19 protein-coding genes and 2 pseudogenes are annotated in these 17015 nt (G+C 73.1%); 12 read left to right on the top strand and 9 right to left on the bottom strand.

Annotated elements, in window-relative coordinates; all coding sequences use genetic code 11:
* The 5 genes and pseudogenes from AB0I60_RS16795 to AB0I60_RS16775 form a co-directional block, all read left to right on the top strand.
* A pseudogene (locus tag AB0I60_RS16795) lies at window positions 1–702 on the top strand (sulfate adenylyltransferase); the annotation flags it as partial.
* A 22-nt stretch (window positions 703–724) separates the two neighbouring features.
* Complete coding sequence (locus AB0I60_RS16790) at window positions 725–1813, top strand: ABC transporter substrate-binding protein (RefSeq protein WP_360730624.1); 1089 nt, start codon at window positions 725–727, stop codon at window positions 1811–1813.
* Window positions 1814–1840: 27 nt separating this feature from the next.
* On the top strand, window positions 1841–2626 hold the full coding sequence (locus tag AB0I60_RS16785) for an ABC transporter ATP-binding protein (protein WP_360730621.1): 786 nt from the start codon (window positions 1841–1843) through the stop codon (window positions 2624–2626).
* On the top strand, window positions 2607–3485 hold the full coding sequence (locus AB0I60_RS16780) for an ABC transporter permease (RefSeq protein WP_360730618.1): 879 nt from the start codon (window positions 2607–2609) through the stop codon (window positions 3483–3485). The genes AB0I60_RS16785 and AB0I60_RS16780 overlap by 20 nt, the downstream gene beginning before the upstream one ends.
* Entirely contained in the window at window positions 3482–4210 is a 729-nt protein-coding gene (locus tag AB0I60_RS16775) for a sirohydrochlorin chelatase (RefSeq protein ID WP_360730615.1), read from the top strand. The genes AB0I60_RS16780 and AB0I60_RS16775 overlap by 4 nt, the downstream gene beginning before the upstream one ends.
* A 74-nt stretch (window positions 4211–4284) precedes the next feature.
* Here the strand turns inward: AB0I60_RS16775 and AB0I60_RS16770 are convergent, their stop codons facing one another.
* Window positions 4285–4755 carry a MarR family transcriptional regulator gene (locus AB0I60_RS16770; protein ID WP_360730613.1) on the bottom strand — a complete coding sequence of 157 codons (471 nt, stop codon included), beginning with the start codon at window positions 4753–4755 and terminating at the stop codon, window positions 4285–4287.
* A complete protein-coding gene (locus AB0I60_RS16765; RefSeq protein ID WP_360730610.1) occupies window positions 4752–5372 on the bottom strand; it encodes a DJ-1/PfpI family protein in 621 nt (206 codons plus the stop codon). The genes AB0I60_RS16770 and AB0I60_RS16765 overlap by 4 nt, the downstream gene beginning before the upstream one ends.
* Window positions 5373–5433: 61 nt before the next feature.
* Between AB0I60_RS16765 and AB0I60_RS16760 the strand changes: the two genes are divergently transcribed.
* A complete protein-coding gene (locus AB0I60_RS16760; protein ID WP_360730608.1) occupies window positions 5434–6210 on the top strand; it encodes an enoyl-CoA hydratase family protein in 777 nt (258 codons plus the stop codon).
* A 22-nt stretch (window positions 6211–6232) separates the two neighbouring features.
* Here AB0I60_RS16760 and AB0I60_RS16755 read toward each other — a convergent pair whose 3' ends face one another.
* The 3 genes from AB0I60_RS16755 to AB0I60_RS16745 are packed head-to-tail and all read right to left on the bottom strand — an operon-like array spanning window position 6233 to window position 7243.
* Window positions 6233–6499 carry a barstar family protein gene (locus AB0I60_RS16755; RefSeq protein ID WP_360730671.1) on the bottom strand — a complete coding sequence of 89 codons (267 nt, stop codon included), beginning with the start codon at window positions 6497–6499 and terminating at the stop codon, window positions 6233–6235.
* A 14-nt stretch (window positions 6500–6513) separates the two neighbouring features.
* Window positions 6514–7005: a ribonuclease domain-containing protein gene (locus AB0I60_RS16750; RefSeq protein WP_360730605.1), complete on the bottom strand. Its 492-nt coding sequence runs from the start codon at window positions 7003–7005 to the stop codon at window positions 6514–6516.
* A 10-nt stretch (window positions 7006–7015) separates the two neighbouring features.
* A complete protein-coding gene (locus AB0I60_RS16745; RefSeq protein ID WP_360730603.1) occupies window positions 7016–7243 on the bottom strand; it encodes a hypothetical protein in 228 nt (75 codons plus the stop codon).
* Window positions 7244–7312: 69 nt separating this feature from the next.
* On the opposite strand from AB0I60_RS16745, the gene AB0I60_RS16740 reads away from it, so the two are divergent.
* On the top strand, window positions 7313–8278 hold the full coding sequence (locus AB0I60_RS16740; protein ID WP_360730601.1) for a zinc-binding dehydrogenase: 966 nt from the start codon (window positions 7313–7315) through the stop codon (window positions 8276–8278).
* Here AB0I60_RS16740 and AB0I60_RS16735 read toward each other — a convergent pair.
* On the bottom strand, window positions 8268–9143 hold the full coding sequence (locus AB0I60_RS16735; protein ID WP_360730598.1) for a LysR family transcriptional regulator: 876 nt from the start codon (window positions 9141–9143) through the stop codon (window positions 8268–8270). The two genes, AB0I60_RS16740 and AB0I60_RS16735, sit on opposite strands and share 11 nt — an antisense overlap.
* A gap of 70 nt (window positions 9144–9213) precedes the next feature.
* On the opposite strand from AB0I60_RS16735, the gene AB0I60_RS16730 reads away from it, so the two are divergent.
* Window positions 9214–10194: a DMT family transporter gene (locus AB0I60_RS16730; RefSeq protein WP_360730595.1), complete on the top strand. Its 981-nt coding sequence runs from the start codon at window positions 9214–9216 to the stop codon at window positions 10192–10194.
* Window positions 10191–11633, top strand: coding sequence for an amino acid permease (locus AB0I60_RS16725; protein ID WP_360730592.1), 1443 nt, complete (start codon window positions 10191–10193; stop codon window positions 11631–11633). Before AB0I60_RS16730 ends, AB0I60_RS16725 begins: the two co-directional genes overlap by 4 nt.
* Here the strand turns inward: AB0I60_RS16725 and AB0I60_RS16720 are convergent.
* Window positions 11622–13247 (bottom strand): DUF885 domain-containing protein, encoded by a 1626-nt coding sequence (locus AB0I60_RS16720; protein WP_360730589.1) that lies wholly within the window; start codon window positions 13245–13247, stop codon window positions 11622–11624. The genes AB0I60_RS16725 and AB0I60_RS16720 overlap by 12 nt on opposite strands.
* 28 nt (window positions 13248–13275) lie before the next feature.
* Window positions 13276–14313 carry a nitronate monooxygenase gene (locus AB0I60_RS16715; protein ID WP_360730586.1) on the bottom strand — a complete coding sequence of 346 codons (1038 nt, stop codon included), beginning with the start codon at window positions 14311–14313 and terminating at the stop codon, window positions 13276–13278.
* A 122-nt stretch (window positions 14314–14435) separates the two neighbouring features.
* On the opposite strand from AB0I60_RS16715, the gene AB0I60_RS16710 reads away from it, so the two are divergent.
* Together AB0I60_RS16710 and AB0I60_RS16705 are read left to right on the top strand one after the other, a co-directional pair.
* Window positions 14436–14639 carry a PhoD-like phosphatase N-terminal domain-containing protein gene (locus AB0I60_RS16710; RefSeq protein ID WP_360730668.1) on the top strand — a complete coding sequence of 68 codons (204 nt, stop codon included), beginning with the start codon at window positions 14436–14438 and terminating at the stop codon, window positions 14637–14639.
* 79 nt (window positions 14640–14718) lie between these two features.
* Window positions 14719–14772 (top strand): annotated as a pseudogene (locus AB0I60_RS16705) (hypothetical protein); the annotation flags it as partial.
* 167 nt (window positions 14773–14939) lie between these two features.
* On the opposite strand, the gene AB0I60_RS16700 reads toward AB0I60_RS16705, so the two are convergent.
* Complete coding sequence (locus tag AB0I60_RS16700; RefSeq protein ID WP_360730583.1) at window positions 14940–16439, bottom strand: glycosyl hydrolase family 18 protein; 1500 nt, start codon at window positions 16437–16439, stop codon at window positions 14940–14942.
* 99 nt (window positions 16440–16538) lie between these two features.
* On the opposite strand from AB0I60_RS16700, the gene AB0I60_RS16695 reads away from it, so the two are divergent.
* On the top strand, window positions 16539–16979 hold the full coding sequence (locus tag AB0I60_RS16695) for a phosphohydrolase (protein ID WP_360730580.1): 441 nt from the start codon (window positions 16539–16541) through the stop codon (window positions 16977–16979).
* The last annotated feature ends 36 nt before the right edge of the window (window positions 16980–17015 follow it).

The raw sequence follows: 17015 nt of genomic DNA, 5'->3' as shown, positions 1-17015 counted from the left end.
GAGCCGGACCCGCACGACGCGCCGTTCCGCTTCCCGGTGCAGTACGTGATCCGGCCGCGCACCGCCGAGTACCCCGACTACCGGGGCTACGCCGGGCAGGTCGCGGCGGGCACGGTCCGGGTCGGCGACGAGGTCCGCGTGCTGCCCTCGGGGCTGCGCAGCGCGGTCACCGGCATCGACACCGCCGACGGCCCGCTGGACGAGGCGGCGGCGGGCCAGTCGGTGACGCTGCTGCTCGCGCACGACCTGGACATCGCACGCGGCGAGCTGATCGCGGCCGGCGAGCTGCCCACGGTCACCGACGAGTTCGAGGCCACCGTGTGCTGGCTGGCCGAGAAGCCGCTCACCCCGGGCGCGCGGGTGCTGGTCAAGCACGGCACCCGCACGGTCCAGGCAGTGGTCACCGAGCTGCGCACCCGGTTCGACGAGCAGCGCCTCGCGGGCTCCGACAACCCCGCGTCGCTCACCCTCAACGACATCGGCCAGGTCGCCCTGCGCACGGCGGAACCCGTCCCCGTGGACGACTACACCCACAACCGCCGCACCGGCGCGTTCCTGGTCATCGACGCCGCCGACGGCAGCACCCTCGCGGCGGGCCTCGTCGGTGCCCCGCTGCCCGTGCTGGACGGCGTCGAGAGCTGCACCGAAGACGAGAACACCTCCCCGACCGACAGCCACGCCCTCGTTTCCCCCGGTCCCTGACCCCCAGAAAGGCCGCGCCGCCGTGAGCACCAGACGCAGCACCCTGACCAAGTCCCTGGCTTTACTGACCGCGCTCGTCGCGCTCGCCGCCTGCACGCGGGCGGGCAGTGACACCGGCTCCGCCTCCGACGCACCCGCGCAGGACAAGGGGCCGGCCGCCGAGGTCCGCCTCGGCTACTTCCCGAACGTGACCCACGCCGCCGCCCTGATCGGCGTCGACAAGGGCCTGTTCGCGAAGGAGCTGGGCGGCACCAAGCTGACCACGCAGACGTTCAACGCCGGTCCCGAGGCGGTCAACGCGCTGCTCGGCGAGTCGCTGGACGCCACGTTCATCGGCTCCGGCCCGGCGATCAACGCGTTCGCGAAGTCCAAGGGCGAGGCGGTCCGGCTGGTGGCGGGTGCGACCTCCGGCGGCGCGCAGCTGGTGGTGAAGCCCGAGATCGGGTCGGCGGCGGACCTCAAGGGCAAGGTCATCACCACCCCGCAGCTGGGCAACACCCAAGACGTGTCGCTCAAGAAGTGGCTGTCGGACCAGAAGCTGGGCGTGGGCGCGGGTGCCGACCAGGTGAACGTGACCAACACGGAGAACGCGCAGTCGCTCGACCTGTTCAAGAAGGGCGACGTGCAGGGCGCGTGGGCGCCGGAGCCGTGGTCGTCGCGGCTGGTGCTGGACGCGGGCGCGAAGGTGCTGCTGGACGAGAAGGCCCTGTGGGAGGGCGGCAAGTTCCCGACCACGGTGCTGCTGGTGCGGACCCAGTTCCTCAAGGAGCACCCGCAGACGGTCGAGGCGCTGCTCAAGGGCCACCTCGCGGCCACCGAGCTGGCGCAGGGCAACAAGGCCGAGGCCAAGCAGGTGGTCAACAACGCGCTCAAGGCGCTGACCGGCAAGTCGCTGGGCGAGCCGGTGCTGGACCGCGCGTTCGACAACATCGAGCTGACGCTCGACCCGCAGGCGAAGGCGTTCCCGCAGCTCGCGGAGGACGCGGTCACGGCGGGCGTGGCCAAGGAGGCGGCCGACGTCGCCGGGCTGGCCGACTTCACGCTGCTGAACAAGGTGCTCACCGCCGCGGGCAAACCGTCCGTGGACACCGCCGGGTTGGACAAGAAGTAACCAGGGCTCAGGGGAAGGCAGGCAACCATGACCGCCACGCTTGAGAGCACCGCCCAGTCCACAGTGGACTCCGCGGTGACCTTGTCCGCCGTGCGCAAGTCGTTCGGGCACGGCTCGAACTCCGTCCTCGCCCTCGACGGCGTCGACCTCCGGGTCGTGCCCGGCGAGTTCGTGTGCCTGCTGGGCGCGTCCGGCTGCGGCAAGTCGACCTTGCTGAACCTGGTCGCCGGGCTGGACGCGCCCACCTCCGGCTCGATCGAGCTGTCCACCTCGCGGCCCGCCGTGATGTTCCAGGAAGCCGCGCTGATGCCGTGGCTGACCGCCGCCCGCAACGTGGAGCTGCCGCTGCGCCTGGCCGGCCTCAAGCGCGGCGAGCGCCGGGAGAAGGCCAGCGAGCTGCTGTCGCTGGTGCGGCTGGGCGAGGCCGGCCACAAGCGCCCGCACGAGCTGTCCGGCGGGATGCGGCAGCGGGTGGCGCTGGCCCGCGCGCTGGCCTCCACGCTGGGCAGCGCCGAGGAGGGCACGCCCGGCCTGCTGCTGATGGACGAGCCGTTCGCGGCGCTGGACGCCATCACCCGCGACGTGCTCCAGGCGGAGCTGGTGCGGGTGTGGCGGGAGACCAACACCGCGATCCTGTTCGTCACCCACGACGTGCGCGAGGCCGTGCGGCTGGCGCAGCGGGTCGTCCTGCTGTCCTCCCGCCCCGGCCGCGTGGTCCGCGAGTGGTCGACGGTGGACGGTGACGAGCCGGCGCTGATCGACGACATCACCGCCCACCTGCGAGAGGTGATCAGTGGCCACGCCGCAGCTTGAGAACGACCTCGCCAAGGTCGGCGCGGGCCTGGACGCGCTGGACGCGCCGTCGCAGGAGCAGCGGCCGTCGCTGGGCAGGCGGTTCGTGCGCACCGGGGTGCCGCCGCTGATCGCCTTCGGGCTGCTGCTGGGCGCGTGGCAGGCGCTGTGGGCCGCCGCGTTCTGGCCGGAGTACCAGCTGCCCTCGCCCGCGTCGGTGTGGGCGGCGGTGGCCGAGGCGATCGAGACCGGCCGCGCGTTCGACGTGCTGTGGACGTCGGTGAGCCGGGCCGTGCTGGGCTTCCTGACCGCCGTGGTGATCGCCACCCCGCTGGGGCTGCTGATCGCCAAGGTGCGGGTGGTGCGCGCGGCGATCGGCTCGCTGATCACCGGCCTCCAGTCGCTGCCGTCGGTGGCCTGGGTGCCGGCCGGCATCCTGTGGTTCGGCGCGACCCCGTCGACCATCTACTTCGTGGTGCTGATGGGCTCGGTGCCGTCCATCGCCAACGGCCTGGTGTCGGGCGTCGACCAGATCCCGCCGCTGCTGCCCCGGGTCGGCCAGGCGCTGGGCGCGGGCCGGCTGGCGGCGGCCCGGCACATCCTGCTGCCCGCCGCGCTGCCCGGCTACCTGGCCGGGCTGAAGCAGGGGTGGGCGTTCTCGTGGCGCTCGCTGATGGCGGCCGAGATCATCGCCACCTCGCCGCAGCTCGGCGAGGGCCTCGGGCAGTACCTGCACAACGGGTCGTCGCTCAACGACATCTCGATGGTGATCGCGGCGATCTTCCTGATCCTGCTGGTCGGTGTCGGCATCGAGCTGCTGGTGTTCCGGCCGCTGGAGCGGGCGGTGCTGCGCGCCCGTGGTCTGACGAGCGCGCTGTGACCGCGCTCGTCGCCGTGGCGCACGGCAGCCGCGACCCGCGTTCCGCGACCACCGTGCACGCGCTGCTCGAAGTGGTCCGGGGGCTGCGGCCCGAGCTGGACGTGCGCGGGTCGTTCCTGGACCTGTCCGCGCCCCGGCTCGGGGACGTGCTGCGGGCCGTGCACGGGGACGGCCACCGCACGGCGGTGGTCGTGCCCCTGCTGCTGGGCAAGGCGTTCCACGCGCGGGTCGACGTGCCGGGCGCGGTGGCCGAGGCGCGGCTGCCGTCGCTGGACGTGACCATCGCGGACGTGCTCGGTCCCGACCCGAGGTTGGAGTCGGCGGCGCTGCGCCGGCTGGCCTCGGCCGGGGTCACGACCGGCGACCGCTCGGTGGGCGTGGTGCTGGCGGGCGCGGGCTCCTCGCACGCGCCGGCCAACGCCGCCGTCGACGCGATCGCGCGGCGGTGGGCGGCGGAGTCCGGCTGGGCGGGCGTGGCGGCGGCGTTCGCCTCCACCGCGTCGCCGGACGTGCCGACCGCCGTGGCGCGGCTGCGGGAGCGGGGTGCCCGGCGGATCGCCGTGGCGTCCTGGTTCCTCGCGCCGGGCCTGCTGCCCGACCGGGTGGCCGACCTGGCGGGCGACGCCGTGGTCGCCGCGCCGCTGGGCGCGGACCCGGAGGTGGCGGAGGTGGTGCTGCACCGGTTCGACGCGGCGGCCCGCACCCGCGCCAGCCGTTCCGCCTGACCGGCCGGACTGCCGTGCGCGGCGACCGGCCCGGAACCGCGAGCCGGTCGGACGGGCCGCGTACTGCCCGCGGCTCAGTCCGCGTCGAGCGCGGCGATCAGGCGCTGCATGACGGCCGCCGTGGTGCGCAGCTCCTCCACGTCCACCTGGGCCGAGATCCGGTCGGCCCACGCGTGCTGCGCCTCGCGCAAGCCCTCGATCGCCCGGTACCCCGCCTCCGTCGGCCGGAAGAGCTTGGCGCGGCGGTGGGCGGGGTTGGGCAGGTACTCGGCCAACCCCCGGTCCACCAGCAGGTCCGCGATCCGCTGCACGCTCTGCCGTGCCAACCCGACCTCCCGGGCGATGCCGGAGACCGGCAGCGGCTGCTTGAGCACCACGCCCAGCACCTGCCACCACGCGGCGGTGAGCCCGACCGGTTTCGTCATCACCTCGGCGGCCTCCAGGAAGCCGCCGTAGAGGCGGAACGTGCGCATCACGACGTCGGTCAGCACGTCACCCGCCGCCGAACGCGGTGCGACCGCGCCGGCGGACCGCTGCTCCGTCACGAGACCGCCGCCCGCAGCTTCCCGAACCACACCGGGTCGGCGGTGTGGAACAGGCCGTACCACGCCTCCAGCACGGCCGGGTCGTAGAGGTCGAGTTCGGCGAGCACCTCGCGGGCGAACTCCAGCGCGCTCGCGCCCCCTGCCGTGACCAGGCCGCCGGCACGCACCGCGCGGTCGGCGCGGTAGTGCTCCGCGCCCGTGTAGCCGGCGACGCCCGCCAGCTCCTCCGGGGCGTTGCCGGTGTGCGGGCGGTCGTCGAGCAGCCCCTCGGCCGCGAGGCCGACCGTGGCGCCGCAGATCGCCGCCACCGGCACGCCCGCCTCCAGCCAGCGCCGGGCCGCGCGGGCGAACTCGGCGTTGCCGCCGTCCCAGGTGTCCGCGCCGGGCAGGACCAGCATCGCGCTGTCCGCCGGGTCGACGTCGGCCAGCGCCAGCTCCGGCAGGACGCGCAGGCCGCCCATCGTGGTGATCGGGTCGAGCGTGGCGCCGACGGTCCGCACCCGGTGGCTGCCGGGGTTCTTCTGGAACGCCGGGTTGTTGATCCGCGCGGTGGCGAAGCCGATCTCCCAGTCCGCGAGCGTGTCGTAGAGGGCGAGGTGGACCGTCTTCGTCGTCATGACAGCATCCTGTCATTTTGACAGCACGCTGTCAAACATCGGGCCTCGTAGAGTGCAGCCCATGGCAGACGAGCTGGTCCACTACGAGGTGCGGCGCGGCATCGCGACGATCACGCTGGACTCCCCTCACAACCGCAACGCCCTCTCCGCCCGGCTGCGCTCCGAGCTGACCGGGCACCTGGAGGCCGCGCAGGCCGACGACGACGTGCGCGTCCTCGTGCTGACCCACACCGGGCCGGTGTTCTGCTCGGGCATGGACCTCAAGGAGGCGGGCGGCGCGAGCGCCGACAAGCAGGGGGTCAACGAGTTCCCGGCCATCCTGGAAGCGCTGTGGACCAGCCCGAAGCCGGTCGTGGCGCGGCTCGCCGGCCCGGCCCGCGCGGGCGGGGTCGGGATCGTCGCGGCGTGCGACATCGCCATCGCCGTCGAGACCGCCACGTTCGCGTTCAGCGAGGTCCGCATCGGCGTCGTGCCGGCCGTCATCTCGGTGACCGTGCTGCCCCGGCTGCTCCCCCGCGCCGCGCACGAGCTGTTCCTGACCGGCGAGACCTTCGACGCGAGCCGCGCGCAGGCCATCGGCCTGGTCAACGTCGCGGTGCCCGCCGACGACCTCGACGCCGAGGTCGCCCGCTACACCGACATGCTCGCCCTGGGTGCGCCCCAGGCGCTGGCCGCCACCAAGCGGATGCTCCAAGAGCCCCGGCCCAGCGGCCTGGGCGAGGTGTTCGCCGACATGCTGGAACTGTCCGCGCGGCACTTCGGCGGCCCCGAGGGCCAGGAGGGCATCGCCGCGTTCGTCGCCAAGCGCAAGCCGTCCTGGGTGCCCGTCCAGGACTGACGGCGCAACGCCGGCCCGGCCCTCAGGAGGGGTCGGGCCGGTCCGGGTAGTGGACGGAGAACCGGCGCGCGCCGTCTGCGGTCTCCGCCTCGGCGTCGGCGAGCACGGCCTCCACGTCCGCGTCGCCGCCCTCCCACACCAGCACGTGGTCGCCCGCAGGCAGCCACGACAGGTCGGTGAGGCAGTCGTAGAGCGCGTCCAGGTTCTGCCCGTAGTAGTCGGGGAAGTCCAGGGCCAGCCCGATCGCGGCCAGCGCCGCCGACTTCGACCGCGCGCCGGGGCGCACCACGTGCCGGAACGCCGTCACCGGGTCACGTCCACGACGACGAAGGTCGAGTAGTGGTCACCGGTGTAGTAGACCTCGGACGACGACCCGGTGACGATCCGCCGCGCGCCCCGGTCGGGGCTGCCCGGTGTCGGGACCGTGTACTCCCGGTAGTAGTCGCCGGGCTTCGCGGGCAGCCGCTTCTCCCGGTTCTGGAACGTCACGCCGTCGTTGCGCGGGTACGGGAACGGCCCGCCTCCCTCGATCAGCCGCCAGGTCGCCAGCGCCTCGGCGGGCAGCGCGGACAGCTTCTCCACGGCCAGCCCGGACCCGCTGCCGGGCACCTCGGCCACCCGGCCGGTGGCCTGCCCCGCCGACGACGAGCCGCCGGTGGCGAGCACGCGGGTGGACGCGGGCGACGTGGTCGGCGCGGGGTCGGGCGAGCCGCCCAGGTCCTTGGCGAAGTAGCCGACCACGACCAGCGCGAGCAGGCCCAGGAGCGCGGCGGTGAGCCGCCTGGCGGGAGTCACGGCCGCCAGCCTACGAAGGCGGCGCGGCGTCCGCCTTGTCGGGTTCGGCCGGCGCGTCGGCGGCGGCGGGCGGGTTGAACCGCGAGGACGCGTTGTCCACGACCCGGTCGATGAGCCGCGCGGCGCCCAGGCTCAGCGGCAGCAGGATCGCCATGAGCAGGGCGAACTGGAACGGGAACGGGAGCTGCGCCATCCACAGCTCGACGCCGTCCCACCACTGCGCGATCGCGTCCACCACGGAGTGGAGCCTACTGCCGTGACGTGGTTCACCGCACCAGCGTCCTTACCACTCGGTAAGTTCCGGGGCATGTTCGCCGTCTACGCAGCCGAGCCGAGCCCGCAGGACCCCGTCGCCGCCCTGCGCGTCGGCGACCGCCCCGACCCCGAGGTGCCGGCCGGCTGGGTCCGGGTCGGCGTGCGGGCGGCCAGCCTGAACATGCACGACCTGTGGACGTTGCGGGGCGTGGGCATCAGGGCCGACCGGTTCCCGATGACCCTGGGCTGCGACGGCGCGGGCGTCCTCGACGACGGGACCGAGGTCGTCCTGCACTCCGTGGTCGGCGACCCGGCGTGGTCCGGTGACGAGACCCTCGACCCCGGGCGCACCCTGCTCACCGAGGAGCACCAGGGCACGTTCGCCGACTACGTGGTGGTGCCGGCGCGCAACGCGCTGCCCAAGCCCGCCGACCTGTCCTTCGCCGAGGCGGCGTGCATGGGCACGGCGTGGCTGACCGCGTACCGGATGCTGTTCGTGAAGTCGGGGCTGCGGCCGGGTCAGACCATGCTGGTGCAGGGCGCGTCCGGCGGCGTCGCCACGGCGCTGGTCCAGCTCGGCCGGGCGGCGGGCTTCCGGGTGTGGGCGACCGGCCGCACCGAGGAGAAGCGGGCGCTGGCCGAGGAGCTGGGCGCGCACGCGTCGTTCGAGTCCGGCGCGCGGCTGCCGGAGCGCGTCGACGCGGTGTTCGAGACGGTCGGCAAGGCCACCTGGTCGCACTCGATGAAGTCGCTCAAGCCCGGCGGGGTCGTGGTCGTCTCCGGCGCGACCAGCGGCGACGCCTCGGCGGCCGAGTTGCAGCGGCTGTTCTTCCTCCAGTTGCGGGTGGTCGGGTCGACCATGGGCACCCGCGCCGAGCTGGGCGACCTGCTGGCGTTCTGCGCGCTGAACGGCCTGCGCCCGCGCATCGGCCGCGAACTGCCGCTGGAGCGGGCCGAGGAGGGCTTCCGGGCCATGCTCGACGGCGACACCGCCGGCAAGATCGTCTTCACCCGCTAGCCCCGGCGCGCGACCCGGCGTCGCCGACCGAGGCGACCAGCGCGGCCACCGCCGGGTGCCACTCGCGGCCCGGCGGTCCGCCCACCACGAGCCGCCGGGTCACCCGGCGGGTCAGCGGCACCAGCACCAGGCCCGGCGTGAGCATGGCCGACAGCAGGCCCGGCACGATCGACACGCCGATCCCGGCCCGCACCATCGCCAGCAGCGTGCCCAGCTCGCGCACCCGGTGCACGGGCGTGATCGGCAGACCCCGGCACACCTTGCGCACGTGCCGCTCGCACCCGCCGCAGGACAGCAGGAACGGGTCGTCCACCAGGTGCGCCACGTCCACCTCCGGCTCCCCCGCCAGCGGGTGGTCGTCGCGCAGCAGCGCGTGGAACGCGTCCTCGCCGACCAGCGCGCCCGCACCCGGCGGCGGGTCGACCAGGACCGCGACCTCCACCGTCCCGTTGCCCAGCCAGTCCGCGACCTCGTCGTCCTCGCCCTCGAATACCCGCACCCGCACGTGCGGGAACTCGTCGCGCCAGCGGGCCAGCAGGTCCGGCAGCAGCCCCTGGCACACCGTGGGCGGCGCGGCCAGCTTGACCGTGCCCTGCGCCAGGCCCCGGCTGCGCGCGGCCAGGTCGGTCATGGCCACCGACGCGGCCACCGCCGACCGGGCGTGGGCGAGCACGTCCTGCCCGAACGCCGTCGGCCGGACCGCGCCCCGGCGGTGCAGCACGGGCTGGCCGAGGGTGCGCTCCAGGGCTGCCACCGCGTGCGACACGGCGGACTGGGTGAGGCCCAGCGCTTCGGCGGCCGTGCCGAAGCCGCCCTCGTCGACCACCGCGAGGAACGCGCGGAGCTGCGCGAAGTTCAGCGTCATGAGCTGCTCTCATACCCGTTCGGTGCCTGCTTGTTGGACTCATTGTGCGCGGTGAGGTGATCCTCCTGCGGTGCGCAGACCGTGGGTGGGGAAGTTCGTGCTGTTGTCGGCGATCTGGGGCGGCAGCTTCGCGCTGATCAAGGTGGCGGTGGACGCGGGCGTGCCCGCCGTGTGGGTGGCGTTCGCGCGGTGCCTGTTCGGCGCGCTGGCGCTGTGGGCGTTCTGCGCGGTGCAGCGGCAGGGCGTACCGCGCGACCGGGCGGTGTGGGGGCACGCGCTGGTGGTGGCCGCGCTGCTCAACGCGGTGCCGTTCACGCTGCTGGCGTACGGGGAGACGAAGGTCAGCTCGGTGCTCGCCGGGGTCTTCAACGCGACGACTCCGTTGACGACGCTGGTGTTCGTGCTGCTGATCGTGCCGCAGGAGAAGGTCACCGGCGCGAAGCTGGCCGGCCTGCTGGTGGGGTTCACCGGGGTGCTCGTGGTGCTCGGGGTGTGGCAGGGCCTGGGCGACGACGTGCTGGTGGGCAGCGCGGCCTGCCTGGGCGCGACCACCTGCTACGGCGCGGGGTTCGCCTACACCCGGCGGTTCTTCTCCGGCGGTCCGCACTCGGCCGGCGCGCTGTCCGCCGTGCAGATCACGTGCGGCGCGGCGCAACTCGCGGTGGCCGCGCCGCTGCTGGGCGGGGTGCCCGCGTGGCCGGGGTGGCCCGCTGCGGCGGCGCTGGTGGTGCTGGGCGCTGCGGGGACCGGGCTGGCGTACGTGCTGAACCTGGACGTGATCCGGCAGGCGGGCCCGACGGTGGCGGCCACCGTCACCTACGTCACGCCGCTGTGGTCGACGGCGCTGGGCGTGCTGTTCCTGGCCGAACCCGCCGGGTGGAACGCGGTGGCCGGTGGTGTGATCGTGGTGGCGGGCGTGCTGCTGGCCCGCAAGCCCGCTAATCGTCCGGTAGGACAAGAAAGGACCCAACCCCTAGTCCGAGCGGACAAACCCGGTCCTGGTCGACGGGCGTACGGTTCGCCGCACACAACCACGAGGAGCAGGCAATGACCTCCGCGCAGGGCGGCTTCGGCCGGGGCTCGGGCGTGTTCCGCCGCAAGCCCATCGAGCAGATCTCCGAGGACCGGGGCACGGGCCTGACCCGCACCCTGGGTCTGTGGCAGCTCACCGCCATCGGCATCGGCGGCATCATCGGCGCGGGCATCTTCTCCCTCGCCGGGGCGGTCGCCAACCAGACGGCCGGCCCCGCCGTGCTGATCTCGTTCCTCATCGCGGGCATCGCCAGCGCGGCGGCGGCGTTCTCCTACGCCGAGTTCGCCGGCATGATCCCCAAGGCCGGTTCCGCCTACACCTACGGCTACGCGGTGCTGGGCGAGATCGTCGGCTGGTTCATCGGCTGGGACCTGCTGCTGGAGTACACCGCGATCGTGGCGGTGGTCGCCATCGGCATCTCCGGCTACTTCAACGAGCTGCTCAACCTGCTCGGGCTCGACCTGCCGGTGTGGATGCTCGGCGCACCCGGCACGGAGACCGGCGGCGTCGCCGAGGGCAGCTACAAGGTCAACCTGTTCGCGGTCGTGCTGTGCCTGCTCATCGCCTACGTGCTGAACCTCGGCATGAAGAACGCGGCCCGCTTCGAAACCGTGCTGGTCTACCTCAAGGTCGCCATCGTCCTGCTGGTGATCGTGGTCGGCGTGTTCCACATCGACACCCAGAACTACAACCCGTTCTTCCCATTCGGGCTGTCCGGCGCGTTCACCGGCGCGGCCACGGTGTTCTTCGCGGTGTTCGGCTACGACGCGATGAGCACGGCCGCCGAGGAGTCCAAGGACTCGCAGCGGCACATGCCCAAGGCGATCATCTACTCGCTGGCAATCTCGATGGTGCTCTACGTGCTGGCCTGCCTGGTGCTCACCGGCATGGTCAACTACAAGGACGTCGACACCGAGAGCGCGTTCGCCACCGCGTTCGCCGACATCGGCCTGCCCGCGCTGGGCATCGTCATCTCCGTCGGCGCGGTGCTGGGCATCACGACCGTGCTGTTCACCTTCCTCATGGGCGCGGCCCGCGTCGGCTACTCGATGTCCCGCGACGGCCTGCTGCCCCGGTGGTTCGCCAAGACCCACCCGGTCAAGCACGTGCCCACCCGGACCACCTGGGTGCTGGGTGCGGCGTCCGCGCTGATCGCGGGCTTCCTGCCGATCGGCGAGGCCGCCGAGCTGACCAACATCGGCATCCTGCTGGCGTTCGTCGTGGTCTGCGTCGCGGTCATCGTGCTGCGGTACAAGCAGCCGGACCTGCCGCGCACGTTCAAGACGCCGGGGATGCCGGTCGTGCCGGCCCTCGGCGTGATCTTCTCGCTGTGGCTGATCACCTTCCTGGCACCCGAGACGTGGCTGCGGTTCGCGGTCTGGTTCGCCCTCGGCCTGATCGTCTACTTCGCCTACAGCAGGCGGAACTCCGTGCTGGAGGAGCGGTCAGGCGACTGAGCCGCACCACGCGTCGACCACGTCGGCGAGCACGGCCATCGGCAGCGGACCGCCGCCGAGCACCAGGTCGTGGAACGCCCGGATGTCGAAGCGGTCGCCCAGCCGGCGCTCCGCCTCGCCGCGCAGGCGCTGGATCTCCAGCCGCCCCACCATGTAGGACAGCGCCTGCGCGGGGTTCTCGCAGTACCGGTCCACTTCGGAGAAGATGTCCACGTCCGGCATGACCGCGTGGGCGCGCAGGTAGTCCACCGCCTGCTGCCGGCTCCAGCCCAGCGCGTGGATGCCGGTGTCCACGACCAGCCGCGCGGCGCGCAGCGAGTCGCCCGACAGCATCCCCAGCCGGGCCGTGTCGTCGCTGTAGAGCCCCATCTCGTCGGCCAGCCGCTCGGTGTAGAGCGCCCACCCCTCCAGGTACGCCTCGATGGAGGCGAACCGGCGCAGCAGCGGCAGGTCGGTGAGCTGCTGGGCCAGCGCGATCTGGAAGTGGTGGCCGGGCACGCCCTCGTGGAACGCGGTCGCCTCGGCGCTGAACCGGTCGCGCTGCTCGGCCTGGTGGGTGTTCACGAAGTACGTGCCCGGCCGCGACCCGTCCATCGCCGGGTCCATGTAGTACGCCAGCGGCGCGTTCGGGGCGTCCGCCTCGGGCACGACGTCCACCGCGCACCGCGCCGCCGGCAGCGTGCCGAACCAGTCGCCCGCGACCGCCTCGGCCCGCGCGATGGTCTCCTCGGCCAGCACCACCATCTCCTCGGCGTCGCGCCACCGCAGCGCCGGGTCGTCCAGCAGCCGGCGGCGCACCTCGGCCGGCGGGATCGGGCCGAACACCCGCGCGCCGATCTCCGCGTACTCGCGGTCCAGCGCCTCGATCAGGTCCAGCCCCACCTGGTGCAACTGCTGCGGGGTGTGGTCGGTGGTGGTGTAGGAGCGCACCAGGCCCGCGTACAGCTCGCCCCCGCCGGGCAGCCAGCACAGCCCCGGCTCGGCCTCCGACCGGCCGCGCGGCTCGATCTCGGCCCGCAGGAAGTCCCGGTAGCGGGCGAACGCCGGCCGCACCGCCGTGGCGAGCAACTCCTCGCAGGCCGGTGCGGATCCGGTGCCCTGCAACGGGGTCGCCAGCGGGTCGGCGTCCTCGGCGAGGTGGCGGTCCAGCCGGGCGGCGGCAGCGGCGACCAGGTGCGCGATCGGTCTGCGGTCCGAAGCGCGCTGCCGGGCCGCGAGCTTTTCCAGGTAGCCCGGCAGCTCCGCCAGCCGGGCCAGGTAGTCCCGCCGCCCCCGCTCGTCCGAGGGCCTGGTCAGCGGCAGCGCCACCAGCAGCAGGGCGATCGGCGCGTTGAGGCCCTCGGCGTGGGTGTGCTCGACCAGGTTCGAGCCGAGCTTGCGCGCCAGCGCGCCGGCCTGCTGCTCCACCACCGCGCGGGTCACCGGGTCGTCGTCCCCGGCGCGGGCCCGGACCGCGATCTCCTCGGCCCGCAGGCGCAGCGCGCGGTCCGCCGCCGCGCTCGGGTCGGGCAGCCTGTCGTGCCTGCCGGGCAGGCCCATCAGGGTCGCGGTGACCGGATCGGCGTCCAGGGTCACGGCCAGCAGTTCGTCGGCGAGCTCGCGCGCTGTCGTCACCCGCACATTCTCACCCCCGCAAGCGTTGCTAGAGCGGCGGAATTCGCATGATCGCCGTGGAAAGCGCCTCGCGCGCCTCGTCCCGCAACCGCGCCACGACCTGCGCCGCCGGGGCCGGTCGGACCAGCGCGTAGGTCTGCCCGGCCCACAGCGACATCAGCTCCGGGTCGCCGGTCGCGCGCACCGGCTTGGTCAGGTGGTGCACCTGCGGGTACGCCGCCGGCGCGACCGGGCCGTTGTCGGTGAGGAACCGGTTCACCAGACCGCGCGCCGGACGCCCGCTGAACGCCCTGGTCAACGCCGTCCGCCGGGTCCCCTCGGCGAGTTCCCGGCGGTGCGCGGGGCTGGTGCCCGCCTCCGGGCAGGACAGGAACGCCGTGCCGAGCTGGGCCGCGACCGCGCCCGCCGCGAGCACCGCCGCCACGTCCGCGCCGTGCACCAGGCCGCCGGTGGCGATCAGCGGCAGGTCCACCCGGGCGCGGACCAGGCGCAGGGCCGCCAGTACGCCGAACAGCTCGCCGCCGCCCGGCGACACCCCGTCGTCCGCGAACGTGCCCCGGTGCCCGCCGGCGTCGCACCCCTGCACGCACAGGGCGTCCACCCCGACCTGCGCGGCCTGACGCGCCTCGGCGGGCGTGGTGACGGTGACGACGACGGTGGAGCCGGCGGCGTGCAGCCGCGCCACGTCCCGCGCATCGGGCAGGCCGAAGGTGAACGAGACCACCGGCACCCGCATGGCCGTCACCAGCTCCAGCTTGGCCGCGTACCCGTCGTCGTCCCAGCGCGGCTCGCCCGGCTCGGTCGGCGACTGGGCGCGCACCCGCTCCCGGTACTCACCGAGGTCCACAGTGGACTTGGGTCCGGGCACGAACAGGTTGACGCCGAACGGCTGCCCGGTCAGCGCGGCGGTGGCCTTGAGCTGGTCCGCGAGCGCCTCCACGGACAGGTAGCCGGCCGCCAGGAAGCCGAGGCCGCCCGCCCGGCCCACCTCGGCGACCAGTTCCGGCGTGGACGCGCCGCCCGCCATCGGCGCGGCGATCACCGGCACTTCGAGTCGATCCAGCATGACGACGACGATAACCCGCCATTTGGCGGAATTGACGACGAGGCGGTGTCGGTTCGGGTACGGGTGGCGTGGTGAACCGAACACACCCCAGGAGGGACGCGCTGCGCCTCGGCGCTTCGCGGATGTCGCGGTGCTCGCGTCCAGGACACCCGCAGGCGCTTCCTCCGGCACGGCGTCACGTCCGGCAACCCCGCGTTCGGCCGGGTCGTGGCACGCGGTCGAGCCCGCACCGGGACCACGTGGTCAAGCTCGACGTGGCCGGGCTGCGCCCCGACCGCCGGTACTTCTACCGCTTCCCGCTCGACGGCGTCCGCACGAGACGGTGACCCTGGTCGACTACCTCCGGCGGCACGCCCGGTACAAGACCGACCCGGACCTCCAGGGATTGCACGCCGCATACCCTGGGTGATCACCTGGGACGACCATGAGTTCGCCGACAGCGCGTGGTCCGGCGGGTCGCCCAGCCAAAACGAGGGCGAGGAGAGCACGTGGGCCGACCGCACGATGACCGGCGCTGAGCAGATGGACTTCCATCACGGTCGAGTCCGGCTCGCAGCGCCTGTCCTGACCGGGCGGGACGCTCCTCCGGCACGCCGCAGGGCGTGCCGGAGGAGCGTCCCCCCGAACTACGGCAGCGTGTCGAGGTGGGGCGCCACCGTGTTGGAGAAGCCCCAGCCGCTGGACGCGTCCCAGTTGATCGACCAGGTCATCGCGCCCCGGATCGACGGCCACGTCTGCGACGGCTTGAACGAGCCGCAGTTCGTGCCCTTGGCCAGGCAGTCGAGGGCCTTGTTCACGTTGGCAGCGGACTGGTAACCGCCACCGGCGCCCGACGGCGACGCGGGCAGGCCCAGGCCCACCTGGTCGGGGCGCAGGCCGTTCTGGAGCTGGATGCAGGCCAGCGCCACCAGGAAGTCCACGGTGCCCTGCGAGTAGACCTTCTGGTCGCAGCCCAGCATCGTGCCCGAGTTGTAGAACTGCATGTTGACGACCGTGAGGATGTCCTTCACGGCCAGTGCCAGCTTGAAGTACTCCTGGCCGGTCGACTGCATGTCGATGGTCTGCGGGGCCATCGTGATGATCTTGCCGCCGCCCGCGTGGATGGTGCGCAGCGCCTGCGCCATGTAGGTGGAGTTGACGCCGTTCTCCAGGTCGATGTCCACGCCGTCGAAGCCGTAGTTGGCGATCAGCGACTTCACGCTGTTGGCGAACGCCGTCGCCGACGCGCTGTCACCGGCCCAGATCGTGCCCTTCTCGCCACCGACCGAGATGATCACCTTCTGGCCGCGGGACTGGAGGGTCTTGACGTCGGCCTTGAACTGGGCGTCGGTGTAGCCGCCGAGCTTGCTCGACAGGACCGGGTCCAGGTTGAACGCCACCGCACCGCGCGTGGCGGGCACCGCGTCGGCGAACGCCACCGCGACGATGTCGTACGTGGTGGGCACGTCGGCCAGCTTCAGCAGGCGCGACCCGTTGTCGAAGTTGTGCCAGTAGCCGGTCAGCACGTGCTTCGGCAGGTTCGGGTTCGGGTTGCCGGTCGTGGTCGTCGTCGTGGTGGTCGTGGTGGTCGTCGTCGTGGTGGTCGACGTGCTCGTGCTCGTCGTGGGGCTGGTGGTGGACGTCGGCGGGGTGCCGGGTCCGTCCAGGATCACGTCGTCCACGAAGTAGGCGGGCTGCCCGTACCAGCCGTGCACGTAGACCGTGACGCTGGACGCGGAGGCACCCGTGGTGAAGTCGATGTTGAGCTGGCTGAAGCTCGTCGTGCCCGGCGTCCAGGTGCTCTTGTCGCCGCTGCCCGTGCCGGTGACGCCGAGGTAGACGTAGCTGCCCTGCGCCCACGCGGAGAGCTTGTACGCGGTGTTGGGCTTCACCGCGATGGTCTGGGAGCACCGGGCGTTGTCCGCACCGGCCGGGGTGCCCGACAGGGCGTGCGAGCCGCTGCGCTTGGGCGAGGTGACGGCGGTCGCGTTGGAGCACGTCCAGCCGCTGGTGTTCCCGGCGTCGAAACCGGGGTTGGCGACCAGGTTGGCGGCCGAGGCGTTGCCCGCCACCACCAGGGTCAGGCCCGCCATGGCCAGCAAGCCGACCACCACGGCGACCAGAGCGCGTCTAGTCCTCGAAGCCACGTCCACCTCCACGAAGTCCAATCGGCGGCCTTGCCCAGCAGGTGACGTGGGCCACTGGCAAAATGGACTAGACCACTGGGGCTTGTCAAGGGTGTGACCATGAGCGGCATGACGTTCACCGTTGATGACGCCATCAGAATCGCGCGCGCCGCGCACGACGGGCAGGTCGACAAGTCGGGCGAACCCTACATCGGCCACCCGCTGAGGGTGATGGGCCGAGTGGCCGGTGAGCACGCCAGGATGGCCGCCGTGCTGCACGACGTCGTGGAGGACACCGGCGTCACGGCCGAGGACCTGACCGCCGCGGGCTGCCCGGAGGCGGTGGTGGGGACGGTGCTGGCGCTGACCCACCGGTCCGGCGAGTCCCAGGACGACTACCTGCGAAGGGTCGCGGCGGACCCGGTCGCGGTCGTGGTCAAGCGGGCCGACATCGCCGACAACACGTCACCGCCCCGGATCGCCGTGCTCGACCACCCCACCCAGGACCGGCTGCTGGCGAAGTACGCCCGTGCGTTGACCCTGCTCGACGAGTACGCATAGCGGGACCCCACCGCCGCGAACGACCGCACCGACTGC

It is taken from the genome of Actinosynnema sp. NPDC050436 (assembly GCF_040655415.1).
Classification (GTDB): Bacteria; Actinomycetota; Actinomycetes; order Mycobacteriales; family Pseudonocardiaceae; genus Actinosynnema.
This window is presented reverse-complemented; position numbering and strand designations above follow the sequence as displayed.